Annotated in this window: 16 protein-coding genes; 3 read left to right on the forward strand and 13 right to left on the reverse strand. The window is 42.9% G+C overall.

Going from position 1 to position 23,263, the window contains the following annotated elements; all coding sequences use genetic code 11:
• Positions 1-131: 131 nt before the first annotated feature.
• Positions 132-1,400 (forward strand): RNA polymerase factor sigma-54, encoded by a 1,269-nt coding sequence (gene rpoN / locus HOP45_RS06515; RefSeq protein ID WP_181348108.1) that lies wholly within the window; start codon positions 132-134, stop codon positions 1,398-1,400.
• Positions 1,401-1,500: 100 nt separating this feature from the next.
• Here the strand turns inward: rpoN and HOP45_RS06520 are convergent, their stop codons facing one another.
• The 9 genes from HOP45_RS06520 to HOP45_RS06560 all read right to left on the reverse strand — a co-directional run bounded on the left by HOP45_RS06520 (position 1,501) and on the right by HOP45_RS06560 (position 15,808).
• Complete coding sequence (locus tag HOP45_RS06520) at positions 1,501-3,168, reverse strand: glycoside hydrolase family 13 protein (protein ID WP_181348109.1); 1,668 nt, start codon at positions 3,166-3,168, stop codon at positions 1,501-1,503.
• A gap of 13 nt (positions 3,169-3,181) precedes the next feature.
• On the reverse strand, positions 3,182-5,446 hold the full coding sequence (locus tag HOP45_RS06525) for a glycoside hydrolase family 31 protein (RefSeq protein ID WP_181348110.1): 2,265 nt from the start codon (positions 5,444-5,446) through the stop codon (positions 3,182-3,184).
• Positions 5,447-5,465: 19 nt separating this feature from the next.
• Positions 5,466-8,840: a glycoside hydrolase family 31 protein gene (locus HOP45_RS06530; protein ID WP_181348111.1), complete on the reverse strand. Its 3,375-nt coding sequence runs from the start codon at positions 8,838-8,840 to the stop codon at positions 5,466-5,468.
• Positions 8,841-8,862: 22 nt separating this feature from the next.
• Entirely contained in the window at positions 8,863-10,137 is a 1,275-nt protein-coding gene (locus HOP45_RS06535) for an ABC transporter substrate-binding protein (RefSeq protein WP_181348112.1), read from the reverse strand.
• A 27-nt stretch (positions 10,138-10,164) separates the two neighbouring features.
• Complete coding sequence (locus tag HOP45_RS06540; RefSeq protein ID WP_181348113.1) at positions 10,165-11,049, reverse strand: carbohydrate ABC transporter permease; 885 nt, start codon at positions 11,047-11,049, stop codon at positions 10,165-10,167.
• A 3-nt stretch (positions 11,050-11,052) separates the two neighbouring features.
• A complete protein-coding gene (locus HOP45_RS06545) occupies positions 11,053-11,928 on the reverse strand; it encodes a carbohydrate ABC transporter permease (RefSeq protein ID WP_181348114.1) in 876 nt (291 codons plus the stop codon).
• Between the two features lie 22 nt (positions 11,929-11,950).
• Complete coding sequence (locus HOP45_RS06550) at positions 11,951-13,168, reverse strand: ROK family transcriptional regulator (protein WP_181348115.1); 1,218 nt, start codon at positions 13,166-13,168, stop codon at positions 11,951-11,953.
• Between the two features lie 537 nt (positions 13,169-13,705).
• Positions 13,706-13,897 carry a hypothetical protein gene (locus HOP45_RS06555; protein ID WP_181348116.1) on the reverse strand — a complete coding sequence of 64 codons (192 nt, stop codon included), beginning with the start codon at positions 13,895-13,897 and terminating at the stop codon, positions 13,706-13,708.
• 468 nt (positions 13,898-14,365) lie between these two features.
• Positions 14,366-15,808 (reverse strand): DUF2254 domain-containing protein, encoded by a 1,443-nt coding sequence (locus tag HOP45_RS06560; RefSeq protein WP_181348117.1) that lies wholly within the window; start codon positions 15,806-15,808, stop codon positions 14,366-14,368.
• A 1,093-nt stretch (positions 15,809-16,901) separates the two neighbouring features.
• On the opposite strand from HOP45_RS06560, the gene HOP45_RS06565 reads away from it, so the two are divergent.
• A complete protein-coding gene (locus HOP45_RS06565; protein WP_370457969.1) occupies positions 16,902-18,281 on the forward strand; it encodes an NADP-dependent glyceraldehyde-3-phosphate dehydrogenase in 1,380 nt (459 codons plus the stop codon).
• 126 nt (positions 18,282-18,407) lie between these two features.
• Here the strand turns inward: HOP45_RS06565 and HOP45_RS06570 are convergent, their stop codons facing one another.
• From HOP45_RS06570 to HOP45_RS06580, 3 genes are all read right to left on the reverse strand, one after another.
• Complete coding sequence (locus HOP45_RS06570) at positions 18,408-19,238, reverse strand: ABC transporter permease (RefSeq protein WP_181348118.1); 831 nt, start codon at positions 19,236-19,238, stop codon at positions 18,408-18,410.
• Positions 19,239-19,262: 24 nt separating this feature from the next.
• Positions 19,263-20,198 (reverse strand): ATP-binding cassette domain-containing protein, encoded by a 936-nt coding sequence (locus HOP45_RS06575; RefSeq protein WP_181348119.1) that lies wholly within the window; start codon positions 20,196-20,198, stop codon positions 19,263-19,265.
• A 321-nt stretch (positions 20,199-20,519) separates the two neighbouring features.
• Entirely contained in the window at positions 20,520-21,581 is a 1,062-nt protein-coding gene (locus tag HOP45_RS06580) for a sulfotransferase (protein WP_181348120.1), read from the reverse strand.
• Between the two features lie 277 nt (positions 21,582-21,858).
• Here HOP45_RS06580 and HOP45_RS06590 point away from each other — a divergent pair, with 277 nt between their 5' ends.
• Entirely contained in the window at positions 21,859-22,407 is a 549-nt protein-coding gene (locus HOP45_RS06590) for a TetR/AcrR family transcriptional regulator (RefSeq protein WP_370457970.1), read from the forward strand.
• A gap of 42 nt (positions 22,408-22,449) precedes the next feature.
• Here HOP45_RS06590 and HOP45_RS06595 read toward each other — a convergent pair whose 3' ends face one another.
• Positions 22,450-23,253, reverse strand: coding sequence for an energy-coupling factor transporter transmembrane component T family protein (locus HOP45_RS06595; protein WP_181348122.1), 804 nt, complete (start codon positions 23,251-23,253; stop codon positions 22,450-22,452).
• Positions 23,254-23,263: the final 10 nt, after the last annotated feature.

Consider the following 23,263-nt stretch of genomic DNA (forward strand, 5'->3'; position numbering starts at 1 on the left):
TCTCGAAATTTTTTGACTAAATTTTTCGACAACCAACACTTTTTTCATGCTATACTACGGGATAAAGTTGTTAGCAGTTTAATCAGTTTGTAAAGCGCTTTCAATATTTTTTTAAAAACGGAGGTAGTAAGATGAAACTTAACATGGAAACCAAGCAAACACAACACGTAACCATGACGCCGTTTCTTCAACAAGCTATTCATCTACTCCAGTTGTCTTCCTCCGAACTGAAAGCATACATAGAGAAGGAAGCGCTTGAAAACCCGTGGATCGATCTCAAAGAACCTTCTTTCACTAGTACAGATAACCCGAATGACACCCCTCTTTATCAAAAAGACCAGCAGCCAGACCTTTATGAGTATTTACTGGAGCAGACAGCATTCCTGTCTATACATAAAAACGAAAAAAAGATGATACCACGATTCATTCTTCATTTAAACGAACATGGCTATATGAATGATACGCTTGAGCAACTTGCTGAGGAGTACGACATTTCTCTTGCCCTTGCTGAACGCTGCCTCACCCATTTACAACAACTCGACCCGCCTGGAATTGGCGCCAGCTCTTTAAAAGAATCTCTACTGCTTCAGGCAAAGCGAGTTTTCCCCGGGGATCAGAAACTGACTCGTCTCATCACCGATTACCTCCAGGAAGCGGCAGCTCATAAAAAGGATGATCTTTGCAAGGTCCTGAGGCTTACCCCTACTGAATTAAACAACCTTCTGGGACGCCTTCAGTCCCTTCACCCTAAACCTGGACTTCTGATCGGAACCTCACGTGCCGATATTCTAGTTCCTGATATCTTTATCAATGCTCAGGAAGGCACATATTCCATTTCCCTTAACAACCAAATCGTTCCTAAACTTGACATGAACCAGGAATACAAACACATGATGAAAGAACATAAAGAAACTGCTTCTTTCCTTGAAGAGAAATATAATGCATTTTTATGGCTCAAAAGAGGCATTGAACAGCGGCAGCATACCATTTTAGCGATCACCGAAGAAGTTGTACGGCAGCAGCCAACTCTGGTATCACTGGGAACGCAGTCGCTTTCTCCTCTTACGCGAAAAGAAGTGGCAGATAGCCTTGAGATTCACGAGTCTACAGTCAGCCGCGCAGTTCGAAATAAAATCGTTGAAACGCCTGCTGGTACTTATGACATGGAAGCGTTGTTCCCCTCTCGCACGAGAAACGGCTCCTCTTCTGCTATGATTAAAAACCGCATCCGCAACCTCGTCATGAATGAAGACCCGAGACGTCCGCTCTCTGATCAAAAACTGGTTCATTTATTAGCGGAGGAAGGCTGCCATGCCTCAAGACGAACGATAGCAAAATATCGTGATTCCATGCATATTCTTTCTTCCAGCAAACGGAAAAAAGTGCAGATTCTAAATTGAGGGATCATTATGCTCAATGTACCAACATAAAAACTGTGCAAGTAGAAACCACACGCAGTTCTACTTGCACAGTTAATTTGGGTTGAAAATGTATGACTATCTACGTGATATGATAAACACTTCCCTCATAAGGTCGCAACGCCATTCTATTCCCCTGATTTTCATTCGAGATCAAGCGATCAGCATCTTTAATACGAGTCGCTATATCCGCATCTATTTCCTGCGCTTCACTCGAAAAATTACACAAAACCACAAGCGATTCTTCTTCACCTATTCTTTCATATGCAAACACGTTTGGGTGCTCCCTCATTAACAATTCGAAAGCGCCCTCTGAGATAATATCCCGTTCTTTTCTGAGTTTGATCAACTTTTGATAGTAATAAAAAATGGACTGCTTGTCACGAAGCACGGCTTCAGCATTAATTGTTTGATAGTTTTCATTCACAGGCAGCCAGGGGGTGCCTTCAGTAAAACCAGCATGCTCAGACGTATCCCATTGCATTGGGGTTCTTGCATTATCGCGTCCTTTTGCATAGATGGCTTCCATAATGTGTTCATGCGGCCATCCCAACTCTGATTTTTCCTTATACATATTCAGGGTTTCAATATCCTTATAATCTTCCACTCTATCAAAATGCACATTCGTCATGCCGAGCTCTTCTCCCTGATATATGTACGGGGTGCCCTGCATCATATGGAGGCAGGTTGCAAGCATTTTCGCAGACTTCTCCCGGTACTTTCTGTCATCACCGAACCGTGAAACGATGCGAGGCTGGTCATGGTTATTCCAGTACAAGCTGTTCCATCCCACACCGTGCAGGGAGGTTTGCCACTTCTCGAAATTCTCTTTCAAATCACGCAGATCGAGAGGCTTGAGATTCCACTTGCCTCCCTCCTGTTCATCAAGTGACATGTGTTCAAATGTGAAAATCATATCGAGCTCTTCATTTGCCTGGTCGGTATAAACTTTCGCATCTTCAGGAGCCGCTCCCGGCATCTCGCCGACGGTCATCACGTCCCTGCCTTGAAGAACTTTCTCGTGCATTTCCCGCAAAAACTCATGGATGCGTGGACCATTAACGAAATAGGGGCCAGGGTCACCGTACTTATCCCCGCTTTTCACTTCCCCATCTGGAAATGACTGATCTTTCGAGATAAAATTGATGACGTCCATACGGAATCCGTCGATGCCTTTATCCATCCAAAAGTTCATCATCGCATAAATGTCTTCTCTCATGTCGGGATTTTCCCAGTTAAGGTCAGGCTGCTTTTCAGCGAACAAATGAAGGTAATACTGCGCTGTCTTTTCATCATACTTCCATGCAGAACCGCTGAAAATCGACCCCCAATTTGTCGGAGGCGTTCCGTCTGGGTTCCCGTCTTTCCAGATATAATAGTCGCGGTACGGGTTATCCTTTCTTTTTTTCGATTCCACGAACCATGTGTGTTCATCGGACGTATGGTTCACGACGAGGTCCATGACGACCTTTATATCGCGGCTGTTCGCTTCTTCCAACAGCTTATCCATATCCTCCATCGAGCCGAAGAGGGCATCGATCATCCTGTAATGCCGTATATCATAGCCATTATCTTCTTGTGGGGAATCGTACACGGGAGATAGCCAGATAACGTCAATTCCGAGTGTTTTCAAGTAATCAAGCTTTGCAATGATGCCCGGGATATCACCTACTCCATTCCCGGTCGTATCATTGAAGCTTTTGGGGTAAATTTGATATACCGTGCTTTTCTTCCACCAATCCGTGGTCATACGAACCATCCTTTTATTTTCCGATTATTTTTACGTCTGATTCTACCAAATTCGATTCAAAGTTTCCTTGTTTCGATATGGTCACGTCTCCGTCTGGTGATACAACAATATCCGTTAAAGCATATTCTCCTGCTCGATAGTTATAAGAAATATGATCATCTTCGTATAATCGACCGCTCATCTGCCGCTCATTATCATAGAAGGCGATAAGACGGACGTGCTGATTCTCTTTGGTATTTCTCACGTCACTGCCCAGCGGAAGAACAGTTCCTGCTCTGACAAAGACCGGAATGGTGTCCAACGCTGCATGCACAAGCTGATAATGGCCACCCTCGATCGTCTCGCCACTCCACCAGTCATACCAGGTGCCTTCAGGGAAATACACGGCACGATGGGTTTGGCCAGGCCGCAACAAGGGCGCTACCATGATGTCTTTTCCTAAGAGAAACTGATCGCTGATATCCATCGTCTTCCTATCATCCGGATACTCCATCACTAATGATCGTACCACAGGCACCCCACTCTGCTCCGTTTCATGAAACAGGGTGTAAACGTAAGGGAGAAAGGTATATCTGAGCTGAATATACTTTTTCACGATACGCAGGGTTTGTTCGTCAAAGACCCAGGGCTCCTGGTAAATGGAATCCTGAACGCTATGATTGCGAAAATACGGGAGAAAAGCTCCAACCTGCGTCCAGCGAACCAATAACTCAGACGAGCAGTCCGATGCAAACCCTCCGACATCAGCGCCGCTGAAAGCCACGCCGGACATGCCGAGATTCATTATCATCGGAAGCGACATTTCGAGATGTTCCCAATGACTGCGGTTATCACCAGTCCAAACAGCCGAATAGCGCTGCACGCCCGCGTAACCTGCGCGTGTCAGGGAGAAAGGCCGAGTGTTGGGCAGACATGCTTGCAACCCTTCATATGTCGCTTTACTCATATACAACCCGTAAAGGTTGTGGCCTTCCCGGTGACTGATGAGATTCCCGTCCTGATTATGCATCACCTCAAGATCCATCGTTTTAGTCTCATTGAAAACAGAGGGCTCGTTCATGTCATTCCAAATGCCCCGGACACCTTTTTCCGTATAAAATGTATGAAGGTGCCCCCACCATTTTTGCGTTTTCGACTGAAAAAAGTCAGGAAAGGCACTGAGACCCGGCCACACCTCACCGTAATAAATGCTTCCATCGATATACGTACTGAACAGACCTTGTTCCACGCCATCGCGATATACCGGGTATTCCACATCCTTTTTTACGCCAGGATCCACGATTGGAACGACATCAATACCCTGTTGGTTTAAATCCTTAATCAGTCCGCTTGCATGAGGAAAACGGTCTTTGTCGAACGTGAACACTTTATAGTCATCCATATAGTGAATATCCAAAAACAGACAGTCCAATGGGATATCGTATGTGTCAAAAGCCTCGGCTACTGCCCTCACTTCCTCTTCGGAACGATAGCTGTAGCGGGATTGATGATAGCCTAAGGACCATCGCGGAGGCAGTGGCGTTGTACCTGTGATGGCTGTATAAGCGCGCACTGTATCTTTGATATCTTCTGCCAGAATGATATACGTGTTTAGCTTGCCTCCCTCTGCCGCAATTTTCATCCGATTCCTGAAGGTTTGCATATCGAATTCCGTTCGATGGGAATTATCCAGAAAAACGCCCGTCGTCGTTTTCCCCGGTTCATGGATGATTGCAAAAGGAATGGATTGATACAGTTCGACTGTATCCTTGTTATGAGGCGCAAACACATCCGTGTTCCAGTTCGTTATGTTTTCTCCGTTCTTATTGATAAAACCACTCTTCTCCCCCAGTCCATAAACCGGCGCATCGAATTCCTTTTCAAATGTACAAAGCACGCGCTTATGTTTATCGAACGCTATCGCAGGTTCCGAGGTCTTAAACATGGTTTCGCCATGCCTTTCAGCTGTTAAGGAGAAAGGATCCTTTCCGATCGTCACTTTCATTCCTTTATAACGCAAGCAGATATGTGTTGCCGTTTCGGAAAACTCAGTACCTGGAGCAGGTTCGTCGTTTTCCACTGCCAGCGTTCTGTTTCTGGAGACCTTCTCGAAAGGATGCACACTGAAGCGGAGCGTTTTTTCGTCAAGGAGGTAAACGAGGAAAGTCCCTTCTGTCAGCGTCCCTTCAATCACGTCTCCATCCCATTTGACCGACTCTACAGCACCGGCTTCGTGTAGAGTTTCGTCAGTTTCTTCTATATTCGATGGCAATATGGCATAACTCGTATGTTCAAGCAATGGTTCGTCCCTCCCTGTCTTAAAGAACGCGTAAGTCCTTCTCGTTCCCTCTCACTTCTATGCACAGATCGTCGATGTCCGTATCTGCCTGTACCGTGATTTCTTTTTCAGACACTTCGACCTGCAACTTTATCGTATGACCAAGATGATCATTCAACGTTTGCTGGAAAGAAGCATCACAATAGACACGACACACCGGTTGTTTATAAGCCGATACATCATTTCCCACGGCGCTTCCAAGACCTTCGGATGGCGCAAGGTTTAAAAGCAGCGCGCGATTCATACGGATGAACACAGGAATCTCCTCCACTTCTGCCTTGCACGTGATATAGGCAGGCCCTTCATGCAGCTCTTCTGTCCAGAGATTCACCCATGTTCCTTCCGGCAAATAGACTTGACGCTCAATGTGATCTTCTTCAATGACAGGAGCCACAAGCAGCGATTCGCCAAATAAATATTCATCATACATTCCTGCTACGCGTTCATCTTCCGGATAATCAAGCATAAGGGCTCTCATCAGCGGTTCCCCGTCTCTGCAAGCTTTCTCGGACTCCTGATAAAGATAAGGCATTAAATTCATACGGACATTGGCGTAAAAGCGATAAACCTCAATTACCCGTTCATCCCCTGTCCGGGAAGCGATATTCCAGGGTGTCCGATCCTGATTGAATTCGGCTTTACTCTCCGCATGATATTGCATAATCGGGCAAAAAGCCGCCATCGATGAAGAACGCATGAACAACTCTGCTGAAGGAATCTCTCCATTAAATCCGGCCAGGTCCCATCCCCAAAATACAATACCGGCCAGTCCAGCATTCAATCCGGCTACGAGCGATCGCTTGAAAGCAGCGAATGTCGATCGTTCATCACCAGCCCAGTGCGCCGGGAAATTTTGAGCACCGGTATAGCCTGCGCGACTGAACGTGATGCCGTCGTTTTGCTGAGCGAAATCATAATAGGCTTGAATGTAATCATTCGGATACTGATTCCGCATTTCACTTCCGGTCTGGCCATTCGCAAATTGCAGGTTTTTACCGAAAACGAATTCCCCTCCATCGGTTTTAAAGCCATCGACGCCTATGTCTAACAGGTACTGACGTTTCCCGAACCACCATTTCCGTCCTGAGCCATGACTGAAATCCATGATCAGGCTTTTCGTAAACCAGTTCTCAGGAATCCTGTAAGGGCGTCCATCTTCATGTTTCACGACATATCCCTGATCGATCATGTACGTCTCATCTTGGTCTTTTAACGGGTGGGTTTGTTTATTCAAATATTTCTGGATCGGAATCTGCCATAGGATAAGCTTTAAGTTTTCCTCGTGTATGTGCTCAACCATCCCTTTTGGATCTGGCCAGCGCCCCCAGGAAGGAAACGTCATTTCCTCATAGGCGTAAATATGACCGGGTTCTTTCAATTCATAAGCGGCGTCGTTGAACATATAATACGTTGCTTCATCGCTCCATTGTTCCAACACAATCACTGTCGCCGGGATACTATGTTTATTCGTTGTTGCGATTTCATGCTCCACAATGGATTGGCGGTCCCAGTTATTACTCGACATCCAGGGTCCCAACGCCCAGGCAGGAACCATCGCAGGTTTACCTGTCTCTCCCGTGAATTGCTGAACCTGGTGTTTATAATCGCCAAAATAAAAATGAACGGTCGTTTCCTGGAGATCTCTGGTTTGTTCAAACGTCCACGTACACTTATCTTTCAGAGACGCAGCGAGATCAAAGGTGGTGTATGCAGCCGTATCTATGAAACAGCCATACCCCTTATTCGTCATGTAGAAAGGTACAGGTATATACGTTCGTGTTCCTTGATCTCTGTATTGGTTATACACGTAACAATCGATGATTTCGCCGCGTTGTTCGATGGCGTTGTAACGCTCGCCGAATCCGTAGTATGCCTCGTCTTCAGGCGCATACCAGTGAACCTGGAACGATCGGACAACGCCTTTCACATCCTCTTCCCATTCGATTGACGGCAATAAAGGATGCGTCCGCATAATGTTTTCATCTTTGTGGAATAGAATAATTTCCCCATGTTCCGCTTCTACGTTAAGGCGATAATCGCCATTTGAAATAGAGGCGGTCTTCTTGGCTGAATGATAATCCGACTTCCCACCGCTATACTGCTGAACAGCCATATCCATGCCGCTCTTTTTCATGATAAAGGTCAGCTTATGTCGGTCGCCGAATCCCAGTTCTAACGTGTTGTCCGTCTTATCGAGTACCGAGAAAGACTCGGCGACCTTTTTTTGCCGGGTAGGGAGTGTATACGTATCAGAGTTCAGATGCTCCCCATCCGTGAACGTCACATGGAAGCGATAGGCATACTCCCCATGCTCCTGTAATGGAGGAAGCTTCCCTTGATAAATGAGCGTCTCCTCCTTCATTTTCGGTAGAAGGTTGTGAGCACCCTGCCAATCCTTCGTGTTCGTTTGTATGTGTACGTCTAACTCAGCGATTTCCCTTTCACTGATAACCTGGCAAGCTACGTGGACATGATCGTCCAACGCAGGGTAGTGGGGAAAACGTTCCGTTAGCTGCGGCACGTAAACATTTTCATTCCCTAATGGGGCATGAATGATTTTTTCACCTTCGCCAAACTGGGAAGCATAATATTCAAATAGAGACAGCACGACTTCGCCAAGCTCATCTTCCTCCCGGTGAACGCGCGCTAAATGAGCATAGTGAAACGCATTCTCTTTATCGGATTTTTCCAGATAATAAAGGGCCATCATAGCTGTGGCCGCCTTTGAAGTCTGGTGCGCTCCCCGATAAGGAAGCAACCCGCTATCTTCTTCCAGATGCAGCACCATTTTGTTCGTCGCTTCCACGATAATCAAATCTTCCGGCGAAAACAATCCATAAGGCATTACGGCCAACGTTTGATCTACAGAAATACTTCTTGTTTCTACCCCATTTAAGGCGGTGCCTCCGGAAAGCAACTCATCGAATACAAAATCACGGATCTCAGTCATCACCTTCTGTAAGATTGACGCATCACGATTCATTTTTGTTTCGGCCAATGCCGCGTAAACCATAGCAACATTGGAGAGGTAAATATCTTTTTCATTCTCCCAGATCTCAGCGTGCGGCTTCTTCCACTCCTGTACGAGATAGTCAGTGTAAGGTTTGTAATCAATGGCTGTCATGTCTTCGTTTTGCGGTTCAAGATGCACGTGTTTCTGCAATAGCCATACCCATGTCGCGATGCTATATAAGGAAGCTTTATCGATATCCGGCTGATAGGCTTTGATGAAGGTTTCCACCTTTGCATACTCACCATGCAGCTGATGAACATGCGCACGAAGCAACTGTATATAAGCCTCTTCCACTTTTACCACCCTTTCATGAAAAAGGATATATGTGAAGATGATCCACATATATCCTTCCCCTTCATTAACGTTAGTTCAAAATATTTTCATACTCGGATTGAAGCGTTTTGATTACGTCTTCCGTTGACTTACTGCCGTTCAAGGCTTTTTCGAATTCCTGATTCGTCGTGTCACTGATTTGGCTCCAGTTTTCAACTACTGGTGGAAGGACCAGGGTATCCAGCGCATTGAATACAGCCTCGCGGTTTTCCGGAGGAGTCTGCTCAAGGTAAGGCTGCAGTACTTCCTCGTTGGTTACAGCCGGCAATTCCCAAGAGTTCTCCACGCGAAGTTTAGCTACTTGTTCACTGGCACTCATAAATCGCGCGAATTTATAAGCAGCTTCTTTCTTATCTGTCTCAGCTGAAACAGCAAGGCCATTGGCAAAGAAGTGGTGCGCTTTTTGTGTGTTTCCGGCTTCTAAAGCCACGTCCCATTCAAACGAGGCATCTTTGAACGCTTCAAACATCCAGATACCTGTATGCACAATTCCCAATTGACCATTCATAAACAGGTCGGCTGGCGCTTGGCCGGACATTTCCCCAGGCGATGGTGAGACCCCTGATTCTGTAACCTTATCCACCATATAATTCATCGCTTCCAAATTTTCTTCCGTATCGACGGTAGGCTCCCCGTCTTCATTGAACAGCTGACCGCCATTTTGTTGAGCGATCTTAAAATACTCATTCATGGTCACTGGAGCGTATGTGCCCCAGACATTGTTCTCTTCATCTGTAATTTTTTCTGCTGCAGCAAGTTCGTCTTCCCAGGTCCAATCAGCTGAAGGATACTCGACACCTGCTTCATCAAACAGATCTTTATTATAGAACGTCAACACGTTTGAGAAGCTTTCAACCATCCCGTATTGCTTCCCGTCATATTGATAGGCTTCAAAAGCTTCCTGATTCAGTTGCGAAGGATCGAAATCTTCATCTTCCTCAATAAAACTTGAAAGATCCGCCAATGTTCCTTTCGACGCGTATTGAACAAAGTTTTCATAATTCAATTCAAATACGTCCGGGGCATTCCCGCCAGCTAACTGAGTTTGCAGTTTCGTAAAATAATCATCGTAAGCAGCGAGTTCGGTATTCACTGTAATATTCGGGTTTTCTTCTTCGAACGCTGTCACGATCTCCTCCAGCACCCCTTCGTAATCAGGTGCAGCAGAAAAGCTGTAATACGTTATTTCTGTTTTACCTTCGCCGCCGTCACCATCGCTTCCTCCGCTTTCCTCATCAGACGAACACCCTATTAAACCGCCGACAGCCATAAGAAAAAGCAGTGAAAAAAGCCATAATTTCTTCATGTTATACTCCCCTTTATAGAAATTTATTTATTCTTTCATTCCGCTCATCGTCATGCCTTGAATGAAATACTTCTGAGCGAAAAGATAGACAATCAGAATCGGTAAGACACTGATGACAACCCCAGCCATCATCAATCCCCAGTCTGTGGCCCAACGGCCTTGCAGCAGAGAAAGACCCAATGGCAATGTCGCTAACTCCTCATTACTGATCACAATCAGCGGCCAGAGGAAGTTATTCCAGGATTGCATGAAAGTGAAAATCCCAAGCGCAGCCAGCATCGGCTTGATTAAAGGAAGGCAGACGCGGTAAAAAACTTGAAAATGATTCGCGCCATCCATGAAGGCCGCTTCCTCAAGCTCTCTCGGAATACTCAGCATCGCCTGCCTCATCAAGAAGGTTCCAAACACAGCAAACATCGTAGGGATGATGAGTCCTGGATAAGAATCCAGCCATCCAAACTGTTTGATCAAAATAAACTGCGGGATCATCGTAACCTGCGTTGGAACCATCATGGTCGCCAGGTATAAAAGGAATAATTTATCCCGGCCGCGGAACTGCATGCGTGCGAACGCGTAAGCAGCCATGGAACTGAAGATCATCTGTCCCGCCGTCGTCAATACAGCGACAACAATAGAGTTCCACAGAAAGCGCATCATCGGAAACTGCTGCGTCACGCGTTCATAATTTTGCGTCGTCGGTTCATTGGGCACGAACTCCGGCGGCAGAACCATCGTCGCTCCGTCCGGCTTCAAAGACGTTGAAATCATCCAGAGAAAAGGGATGAGCATAGTGGAAGCGCCTACAATTAACAGTAAATAAAAAAGGATTTTGTTTAGAATCGGGCGTTTATTTGATTGTTTCGACCTGGTGTTCCTGTCAATCAAAGCATTACTCGAGTATTCCCCAGCCATACATCAATGCGCCCCCTTATCTTGAAACTTCATCTGTATCCAGGTGAATAGGAAAATAACCAAAAACAAGATCCAACTCATGGCCGATGCGTAGCCCATATCGAAATACCGGAACGCGTGATTATATATGTTTTGCACCATCACCTCGGTGGATCCCCCTGGTCCCCCACCTGTCATGATCATGACCTGGTCAAAGACTTGAAACGAATTGATGAGCGAAATAATCGTGACAAAAAATGTCGTCGGAGCCAAGAGTGGAATCGTAATATTCCAAAGCTGCCTCGCCTTCCCTGCCCCATCAATAGAAGCCGCTTCATAAAAGGAAGGTGAAATATTCTGCAAGCCTCCCAGGAACAAGACCATGACAAACCCGATGTCCTTCCAGGCACTAGCCAAAATAACACCGATCATGGCCGTGTTAGGATCATTCAACCACTCAGGGCCCGCAATCCCGATCGTTGACAACGCGTAATTGATCAGGCCGTATTCCGGGTTATACAACCATTTCCATACGAGCGACACAGCAACCCAGCTTGTAATAACCGGCAGGAAAAACGTAGCTCGAAAAAAGGCCCGGAATTTCATTTGTTTGTTTAACAACAACGCGCAGCTTAAGCCAAATATTAAAACCAAAGGAATATATCCAAGAATAAAGAAAATAGTATTGCGAAAGGATACCCAAAACTCCGGGTCCTGCGCCAGCCGTATGTAATTGTCAAAACCGATAAATTCTATCTCTCCAAGCAAATCCCAATCCGTAAAACTAATAACTAATGACGAAACAATTGGAGCACCTATAAATGTTAAAAAGCCAAGCAGATTGGGAAGAAGAAAGACACAAAGCCAAAACAACGTTTTCTTCCTTGTCATTCCGACCATCCCTATTCACCTCCCTTAATAGTCAAACGTCTGTTTTCATTTGTTCATAAATCGGTTCTTGAAAAAGCTGATTGATGGCCAGCAAAGCGCCTCCCGTAAACCAGGAATCATCTTTTAGATGGGAAAACACAACCTCGGTAGGAATGTCCACCTTCTCAAAAAAGTTAGCATGAGAAATCTCAAAAACGTCCTCTTCGAATAGATGTTTATATTTCACACCTTCACCCACAATAATGATCTTTTCAGGATTCAAGGTATTGATCAGATTCCTTAAGCCATAACCCAGATGCGTCCCCATCTCCTTCATCAAAGACTTTGCGAACACGTCGTTATCTTCAGCAGCCTTCGCCACGGCGGAAAAATGATAATCGCTTTCGTTATACTCCGGGTTCTCCTTAGCTTTTTCGTTGTACTTATTTTCGAAGTAAAACTCCGAGGCGTACATTTCCAGGCAGCCATCCTGCCCACAGTGACACGGATAGCCTCCCATCACGAGATTCGTGTGACCGAATTCTCCCGCTCCGCCGACAGCCCCGTAGTATATCTTCCGGTCAATAACGACGGATAGCCCCAAACCAGCTCCAATGGAAACAATGAGAAAATTGTGATCCTCCCGCCCTTCCCCTCTCTCCAATTCAGCTAAGCTGTACCCATTGATATTGTTGTCGACAAAGACAGGAACACCCGGGAAATGAGCTTTCATCATGGTGGTAATCGGAACATTTTCCCATTCCAGCATAGACGAACGAATAATCTTGCCTTCATGCCGGTTTACAAGCCCAGAAGATAAAACGCCAATTCCTAAAAGATGCGCCATATCCTTGTTCTGACTAGCGAAAATAGAGGTCACTTCTCTTTCAATCAAAGAGACAACCTTTTCAGCCGCTGCTTTCTTTTCAAACGGCACATACGTTTTTAACAGGATGTCTCCTTCCATATTCGTAAGCGCTATCAAAATTTGTTCTTCTTCAATTTTGATACTGATGACATAGCCATGGTTCTCATTAAACTTCAAAAGCTTAGCTTTTCTTCCTCCGGTAGAGGTTGATTCGCCAACATCGTATATAAGATTTTGTGACTTCAATTCATCCATGATATAGGAAAGGGTGGAAATTCCAAGTTCACACTGTCGCGAAATTTCAGCCCGACTGATGGGCTGCTGATGCCGAATGATATTCAATACTTTGAATCGATTAATTTCTTTAATGAGTTCTTTGCTGCCTGTTCTTAAAGCCTTCATTTTCTCACCTCAATTAAACGAATAACTTACTTTTTTCAGTGAACGAAATAAGTTTAAGTAAAGCGTACACTACTTGAAATAATTTTGCAACAATTTTCAAAATATTATCTGTGGTACTTATTGTACTTTCTTCACATGAGAGGTGAATTATTTCTTGAATAGCCGTATAGATTTTGGTGTATCACACTCTTCACTTCTTCTATTAATGCCCCCCCTTTTGAAGTAGTAGAGTATACAGATAAAATAATCTTTTTTTCCTGAAAGTCTTCCAACGCTCTTTTCAGAATGAAAGCTATGTCCAATATAAAAAGAGAGGAGAAAGCAGAGTCCCCTCTCGTTTTGAGAAAAATTTTTTCTGTTTTTTGGTCATTCAGTTGATAACTTCCTTTTTACCGTTTAGCTATAAAATACTGCCTGAAACAATTTAGTTTCTGTATTCCAAACTAAACGTGTTTAACTTACCTTTAATACAAACGATTTAAGAAAAATAATGTAGATTCTATAACTTATTGACGCGATAATCCTCTGCAACGGCCATTAACTATTGAAGTGGGGATCAACATGATGATGATTCAAATTTTCTACTTCCTTATATTCTACCTCACTCTGCTTTATTTCCACGAGTTCTCCTTTAAAGTAATCATCAGCTACGCTTTTAGAAGATTGCTTGATGTCTGTCCCACCTTCATTTCCGTTTATATCGACAACGTCTGCAGCATCTACACTCACTCCGATGACACCAACTGCAGCTGTTGTCCCTTTTTTCCAACGTTCCGAGTCTCCATCAATGGCGCCTCCAGCAACTTCTCCAACACTACCCGCTGTTTGCTTAATGATAAATTGAAGCAGTGTGCTTTCTGAAATTCCTAACGTTTTAAGAATTCACTTGCTGAAAACTGAAAACCTAAGAGATAGTCTGGTTTACCACCAAAATGTAATCCATCATTTGGGCCCTAATAAGAAACTAATTATTAGACGGAAATGCCATACTTTTCTCCCTCCTTTTTGCATTTTATTAGGCTATTTTTATTCAGATTTTGTCTGTCCGCTTGCCTAGGTTATTAAGACAAAAAAAGACGGGGCTGGGATAAAACTGTATGAAACACACAAATACCGAACGATTTCAGCAAGATCGTTCGGCATTTTTTTCGTATGCGGAGCATGGGAGGGGGTAATTTTTGTACGGAGAGCAAATTGCTAATTCATTTCTTTATTTATACTACTATCTAAGGGAAACTTTCTCTTTAACTCACTCCTGTCTTCTTCATCTTCTATAATCTTCAACATGCCGTTAACTAACTTATCATATCGCTCCTGATACCCTGTAGTCTTCGCAATTCCGAAAAGAGTATAATATAGCTTTTCCCGATCTAAGCTATGAATGAAATGCACCTCTAGGGATCTAGTCGTATATTCAGCGAATTCCCAAATAGCTTCTTGCTCATCCATTTCATCTACCAAGGCTATGGCATAAAGAACTTTTAATATTTCAACAGTAAGAATCACATCTGTTCTTGCATAGTGTCTTATAGAGGCTAAGCCAATGTATATGTAGTCTCTAAACACGAGATTTTGAATCATTAGCCGTAAATCGCCTTTATCATCAGCCAGGTACGGAGTAAACATTGCCATTTTTGAAATATCGATCAACAAATCCCCAATTTGGTAGACTGTCCTTGTGGCAGTCTTAGGGTCATTATTTCCTATAGTACGTAAAGCTATTTCTACTAACTTACTTAAGCTATATTCAATATCTTGCACTTCATTTTGGCTTTTTCCTATTTCAACCATTTTATAGTATTTAGACTCATCGATAGAGTTATTTTCGTTTTTCCAATATGTGAATAATGGAGTGGATTGAAACGCATAACTACCTACCTTGTATTCTAATTTGAGCACTATATTGTCTTTCTCGGCTTCCTTAATGAGTGCAACAAAATTAATTGTCTGAATATACCCTGAATTCTTCACCTTGATGAAATGGCTTTGATGATCAGAAGTGGGAATTTGATGCTTGATAGACTCTGTATTTTCCACTCGATGGTTATCCATTTCTTCTACTAATAAATTTTTGGCGATAATAGCAGACTCTTCTTTCATATCTTCTGTCATATTGGTTACTTGCAGCCAAGTCACTATATGATTAATAAAAATAATAAACGTAGCAATGGTTGTCATCGTAAGTCCCGTTGCAATAATCGGAATAAAGAAAAAGCTAGTTTCTTTATTAACAAATAATAAACATAGAAGTACATAGTGGAAACTTCCAATAAAAATCCCTAAAGTCCTCTGAGTCACTGAATTCATCATGAAATTTTTTAAAATCCGAGGCGAAAACTGAACAGAGAATGTGGTCAAAGCAGAAAGTACGCCGTAAAATGTGAAGGTTGTCAATGACAGTATACCTGCCGTCAATGTACTGAGAATTGTTTGTGTCAATTGATAGGATATAGTTATAGCTGAAGATAAATTTTCCCCCACGTCCATTTGAAGATCTGCAATAACGGCGAAGAGAAAAAGTAAAATCGCAATACCTGTATAAATGATTGGTGTAACCCAAAGGTTAGCGTAAAAATTTAATTTTTTCTCCCACGGTGTTTTTTTCTTATGTTCTTTTAACTTGTGATATATTTTCAACATATTACATCACCTAAGTTCCTGAAAATATTATCTTTCAATAATAACATCTTTATGTTCAGGGTCTCTCATAATCAGTCTTTTTCTTTATGTAGTAGTACTTCACCTTATTATCCTGTCTTAAACTTATAGAATAGTTACGCAACCAACACAGAAGGTCTTCTATTACCTACATTTTTTGAATACCCTAAAAACAATTATACTGCTCCCCCTCACTTCATAAATAACAATAAGCCTCTCAACAATTAATAGACTGTTAAGAAACTGAATTTCTAATCATATATTAGTTTTTCTATTCGCAAAAAACATGATAACTAAGGAGGATTTGGCGTTATAAATCATGCTGCTTATCCCTGAATTAAAAACACTTCGAGGTAAGAGTTAAAAACCTATCGGTGAGCCCACTTTACAATATTAGCTTAAGGTCAAATAAGCAATAACTATTACATCCCCAATTAAAGTTACTTGAAGTTGATTGACCCCCTATTAACGCCTAACAATTCGGGATGTTTATTCCAGTACAGGCTGTAAGATAATTGGCAATGAGTCAAGTCAGTTTATTATCCTCCGAAAAGTTCGCTTTGCCTGAAGTAGTAGAGATTCTTTTAAAGAGCACACCAATTCCAGGAGGGTCGAGTTGTTGTAAATGGATGAGGCAGCGTTCAGCAAAGGCAAGAGAAATGTCGTACTCATCAGCAAGTTAATCAATCGTATTATTTACATATCCATTTTCGTTTATATGTAGAATGAATCTTTGTATAACCTTTTTTCGTTTTTAGAGATTTTAAATTGATGGATCCTTATACTCAATTTATCAAAAGAAGCAATGGCCAACTTTCAGTTCTATATTGTTCATAAAATTTATCAAGCTACTGAAACGATCACCATACATGGATCTAACTGCCTGCGCTAAAATCCAATTTTTACCACTTGCATCAAAATAAAAGAATAATAGATTATAAGTAACTTTGCGCAACATGTAAGCGGTTAAACGAATGATGTAACCGCTTTAATAGAGTTTGATGACTTTTCGTTTTTACTTAATAATCAGAATAATCAAATATATTAGGAGGATTGATTAGTCATCAGTATTGCCATCAAAAATGAAAAGAAAGTCTATTCTGTTTCTGGAAACGAAGTTTTTGGCTCTCTTCCCTTGATGTCACAAGAGGAAGTAGGCGATAAAATACATCAGGCAAGTGCCGCCCAAGGAAGTTGGGGCTCAACAGAGGTATATAAGCGGGCAGAAATTTTACACGAATGGGCCGAGCAATTAGTAAAAAAACAAGACCAAATTGGTGAGGTTATTTCTAAAGAAGTCGGTAAAAACCTGGCTTCCGCTGTCAAAGAAGTGGTACGGACGGCAGATCTCATCCGTTACACCGCTGAGGAAGGCTGCCGCATCCACGGTGAACTGTTAAAAGGGGATTCGTCCAAAGGCGGATCATCAAACAAAATGGCCATGGTAGAGCAGGAGCCGCTCGGTGTTGTCCTCGCCATTTCTCCATTCAACTATCCAGTTAACTTAGCAGCCTCCAAAATTGCGCCCGCCCTCATCTCAGGCAACGCCGTTGTTTTCAAACCAGCTTCACAAGGAGCTTTGAGCGGGAAGCTGATGATCGAAGCGCTGTTAGAAACAGATCTGCCTTCTGATACCATTCAATTTGTTTCCGGGAAAGGGTCAGAAATTGGTGATTTCCTCGTTACCCACCCGAACATTGATATGATTACATTTACAGGCAGTACAGAAACAGGACAAGCCATCTCCCAAAAGGCAAAAATGATCCCTGTTGTGTTAGAACTCGGGGGTAAGGATCCAGCGATTGTCCTGGAGGATGCCGACCTTGATCTGGCAGCTGAACACATCGTGAGTGGGGCCTACTCTTATTCGGGCCAACGTTGTACGGCAATTAAGCGCGTTCTAGCATCCGACACGATTGCTCATGATCTATCAGAGAAAATTAAGCAGAAGGTTGAAAATCTCTCCGTCGGAACCCCTGAAGATAATGCCACAGTGACGCCATTGATCAATAATGAGGCAGCTGACTTTGTGCAAGATTTGATTGATGATGCCTTAAGCAAAGGAGCAGAGCTCGTTACGGGCAATAGACGTGAAGATCATTTAGTTTATCCAACCTTACTCGATCACGTAAATTCAGATATGAAGGTCGCGTGGGAAGAACCTTTTGGGCCCGTCCTGCCGATTATTCGGATTAACGAAACGGAAGACTTCGTTTCGCTTTCCAACCAATCACAATACGGTCTGCAAGCAAGTATTTTTACAAAAGACGTTCAGAAAGCCAGGGACATCGCTACCAAACTGGACGTCGGTTCCGTGCAAATGAACGCAAAAACAGAACGCGGCCCTGACCATTTCCCATTCATCGGGGCTAAAAACTCCGGACTCGGGTCCCAAGGGATACGCCGCAGTATTGAATCCATGACGCGCGACAAATTATTCATTTTGAATCTATAACGCCAGCACTTAAGGGTTCCTGATCAAGCAAAGTAATGCTTATCGGGAACTTTTTCCTGAGCAAAAAGCCTGAGTCCCGCTACTCTCACGTAGTGGAACTCAGGCAATCCTCTAGTATTATGGTAACTAAGCATTTGCTCTTCTGAAACTTAAGGTTGCAAGCAGAACGAGTAAAACCGCAAAGCCAAGAATAAATAAGATCTCTTCAAATACGGACACTTGTCTTCCAAAGACCATTAGATCTAGCCCCATGGCTTCACGTACTACCGGAGAAACGCCCTCAAGATCAATCATGATTTTCTTCATAACGTCAACGCCATACGTAATGGGGTTGATTTTGACGATGAAGTCCATCCAGGCAGGCATGTTGTTAACCGGAAACAAAGCACCCGATAGGAAGATCATTGGCATGACGAGAATTTGCACGGTCATTTGAAAGCCTTGAGTCGACCGGATGAAACTAGCAAATAAAAGCCCCAATCCGGACAAAGCACTACCAAGCAAAAACATAAAAGGAATCACTTGAAGGAGCGCCATATAATCATAAGACAATCCAATTAACGGAATGAGAATAAATAGGATAATACCTTGGATGGTCGCAACGGTTGCTGCTCCCAGCATTTTCCCCACTGCAATGCTCACCCGCGAAATCGGGGATACGAGAATTTCTTTCATATATCCGAAATCCTTATCCTCAATGATGGATAAGGCGGAAAAGATCGAGGTCATCAGTAACGTCATCGCTACAATTCCTGGGAAAACGAACTCGACATAGTTGAACTCAGCTCCCCCTGCTGCTCCCATACTTCCCGTCATCATATTTTCCATCGTGCCACTCATGCCGCCACCGAATATTAACAAAAATAGAATAGGCATCGTAAATGAGCCAAACAATCTAGCCTTGTCTCGAAAAAACTTCGTTAGATCTCTTTGCCAAATAGCTAAAATTCCTTCCATTAAAAGCGCCTCCTCTCGACCTGATTAGCTTTCATCGGATTCACCAATTTTTCTGCCCGTAAAGGCTAAAAATACATCATTAAGCGTCGGTTTGCGTATGTTTAATTTCGTAATAGGGATATTCAACGTTTTTATAATGGAAGAAATAAAAACATCACTGCTCGAAACCTTCAAATGGATGGTGTCATCTTTAAGCGACACTTCGGCACCATCAATTTTGTCATGTATTTCTTCTAATGCTTTCTGATTATCTTCTGTAGAGAGTTCAATGATATCGCCGCCAAGTTGACCTTTTAAAGCGGAAGGCGAGTCGATCGCAATAATTTCCCCTTGATCCATAATTGCAACGCGATCACTGATTTCCGCTTCATCTAAATAATGCGTCGTCAAAAACATCGTAATGCCTTCTTTTTCTTTCAGCTTCAAAATATATTCCCATAAGTGCGCACGCGTTTGCGGATCGAGACCGACTGTTGGCTCATCAAGAAACAGTACCTTAGGATAGTGAAGCAGTCCCCGGGCGATCTCCAGACGCCGCTTCATCCCGCCAGAGAAAGTCTCCACACGGTCTTTTCGCTGCCCGACTAAATCAACAATTTCCAGCACCTCTTGAATGCGCTGTTCCCGTTTATCCTTCGGTACTTGATAGAATCGACAATGCAGCATGAGATTTTCATTGGCAGTCAGTTTTTCATCTAACGTATTTTCCTGAAAAATAATGCCGATACTTTCCCGCACCTTGTTCTTTTGCTTTTTCACATCAAATCCATTAATCATAATGGAGCCCTCACTCGGGGCCAACATGGTACAAATCATGTTGATCGTGGTACTTTTCCCTGCTCCATTGGGACCGAGGAATCCAAAGATCTCCCCTTCTTCCACTTCGAAATTGATGCTCTTCACAGCATCGAGTTTTTTATAGGTTTTTCTTAAATCATGTACTGAGATGACTGGCGCCACAACTATACTCCCCCTCGTTGAATCGTTCTGTTATCCTAAGCTCTACTTCTTCAATCCAACCTGGTATGTAGCATACAATTCTTTTCCAGGCAGGAACATGAATCATACGCAACAGTGACATTATACCTCTTTCTGTAGTCCGTATGTAAATAGTTTAGTTGTATAGAAGATCGATATCCAGTCGGAAGTCCTGTGCGTTTTTATTCAGTTATACACTTAAGTAGAAAGAACCCCATGGTAACGTTAACTCAGGTAACCCGGGGTTCTTTCTACTTTATGTAGATTATCACACTGTCAACCTTCATCGATTCCGTCTATTGATCAGACATAATTAAGCAATTTCAGCGCAGGCTCACTCGCCTTTTCGAGCTGCTTTCGCTTGTCTGCAGGTAAATCGGACCATGTATCAGGCTTCGGCCGGATAATAGCGGCGCTCTGCTCTACCCACGCTTTGTCCTGCTCCGGTGTAGTTGATTCCGGCTGTATAAATTGAATGACACGATTTAGTTGATCCTCCGGCGCTTCCATAAGCGTCTCATACCGAAGATTAAGCACTTGCTCTGAAGGTAGTTTGGAAAGGTGCTCAGCAGCTGACACCAGAGATGAAGATAAGTTTTCACCCAATTCCTCGTATGGTACTTCAAACTGTTTCAATTTCTCTACAGTAAAGTAATCCGGGTGTAACCATTTGTACTCGCCAAGTCGGGAAATATCAGTAGTCGGATTCGATGGGTCCTCTCCGGTTGTTTCCTTCGCCTCCTTCAATGCTGTGCCTAATTTATAAGGCTGAAATCGATTGAACGCCATTGCCGTTTCCCTAACATCACGGTATAAGAATATAAACTTAGCATCTGGAAACATGGTGATCAAACGATCCACGACATCGACCGACATGCCGGACCGTTCAACACAAACATCTTTTTGAAACCGTTGCAGCAGCCAATCGAATAGGCGTTGGTACTGGTTGTTCAGTTGATCTTCCGGAAATTGGGGAACAACCGACTCCAATTCTTCAAACAATTGATCTGGTTTATCCGTTAAATGCGGAAGCGTCATACCTAGAATACTTGGAATCCCAGTTTCCATATTAAAACGTGAGGTATCAGAGACCTCATATAAAAATTCCTTGATCTGCACCCCTTCTTTAATATAAGGAGCCAAATTCATGGGCTGTGTTTTTGAAAGAAAGTCCCAAAATTGTTTCCCATCCCATCTTTCCAGTGACAACCCCGGCCAGCTGCTATTTTCTGGTCCGGAAGGTTGCATGTTGATAGATAATAAGAATTCTGAAAGGCTTAGAAGATTAGGGTGAAGATTAATACAATTGGAAAGTGCCGTTGACCCGCTTCTTCCGGTTGAAATAATAAAAAATTGATTTGTCATGTGACCATCTCCTAAAAATAGAATGCGTAGTCAAAATGATTTACAGGAGCCCAACGAACTAATAATACTGAACTCATTGTTGATTAATGGACAATTTATACATTAAAATCGTAGCAACAGATAGCACGCACGTTCAATAATCAATTTTCAGAGTCTGTTGAATAATGAACAAAATTGAGAAATTGCTGATTAATTTATAAATGAATGAGTCATATTGGAGGGAGCCTATCCATGACAAAAAAAAGAGGACCGGCGTATTCAAAAATCGAGGAAAGCGATCAAACAGGCATTTACTGAACTCCTCGATAACAAAGGATTTGAGAATATCAGTGTTTATGATATCGCAAACAGGGCAGATATCAATCGCGGGACTTTCTATTTACATTATCGGGATAAATATGAACTCTATGAAAAATACGTAGACGAGTTATTAACCGATCTTATTTCAACAGTTGAGATGTCGAGTCGGGAACGAGAACAAATAAAGAACGGCATAAAAAGGAGGGATAACGATCCCTACGTGCAATTCTTCAAACACTTCCAACGCTATTCTCACTTCTATAAACCCATTTTCAAGTATAAAGGCGGTAAATATTTTTACATTCAATTTATCGAAGTGTTTAAAAAACATTTTCATGAGGAGGCTAAACATCTAAATGTGAATGATGAAGAATTAAAGATGAACAAGGAATTGATTATTTACTCCATCGCTCATGTCCATTTCGGCGTTATCAATTATTGGTTAGATAATGATATGTCCGATTCACCTGAAACGATGGGAGAACAATTAAATTCCCTGTTATCTTCCATTAGTTCCAATTTCTAAAATCTCCGCACAAATAAGCCAACCTCCGATTTAAAAGACCTTCTACCTGCCAAATCGAACATCCGTGATGGAAAAGTAGGGAAAGTGGTTAGCTGTAATATAAGCTAATGGAATGATGACTAGAAGATAGCACAGAAAAATAACATCAAATTTAGAAAAACCCAACCGATAAAAATACGTTCGGTTTCCGGGGATTGAAAAACGCTTGGCTTCCATCGCTACCGCAATCCGATACGCTCTTCTGATACTTTGAGAAAGAAGGGGAATGGAATAGGATTTAAGTTTGTTATAAAACCCTCTTACCCCTTTTTCTCCTTGAACACCGCGTACTTTCAGGGCATAATGCAACGTCTGCATCTCTTCAATCATCAACGGAATCAACCGTATGGCGGCCATAAAGCTATAGGCATATTTCGGTTTCAGTTTTAATTGTTGCATTAAGGAATAAAAGAGAAACACTGGCCTAGTTGTTAGGGCAAAAACAATGCCTAATACGGCAAAGATAATCCCGCGAAAGCCTAAATGTAACCCCCGGAAGAAACTCTCTTCGGTAATATGGACCAGTCCCCACTCGGCCCACGTGATCTCCCCTTTCCCAAAGAATATCATCGATGTGGACGAGGTAAGAAAAATGAAGAGAAACGGAATAGAAATCACCAATAGACGCCTCCATGGGTGACCGGTAAAGAACAAGTAGAGTACGAGCATTCCTATCATATAATTGATAAGGATATTCGTATTATGAATCAGCAACAGATGAATGAATATGAGAACCATAACGAGTAATTTCAAGCTCGGATTAATTTTATGGAGCCATGTTTCCTTGTAAGAAAAGTCCATTGGCATCGCTGCTCAC

Source organism: Thalassobacillus sp. CUG 92003 (assembly GCF_013618635.1).
Taxonomy (GTDB): Bacteria; Bacillota; Bacilli; order Bacillales; family Halobacillaceae; genus CUG-92003.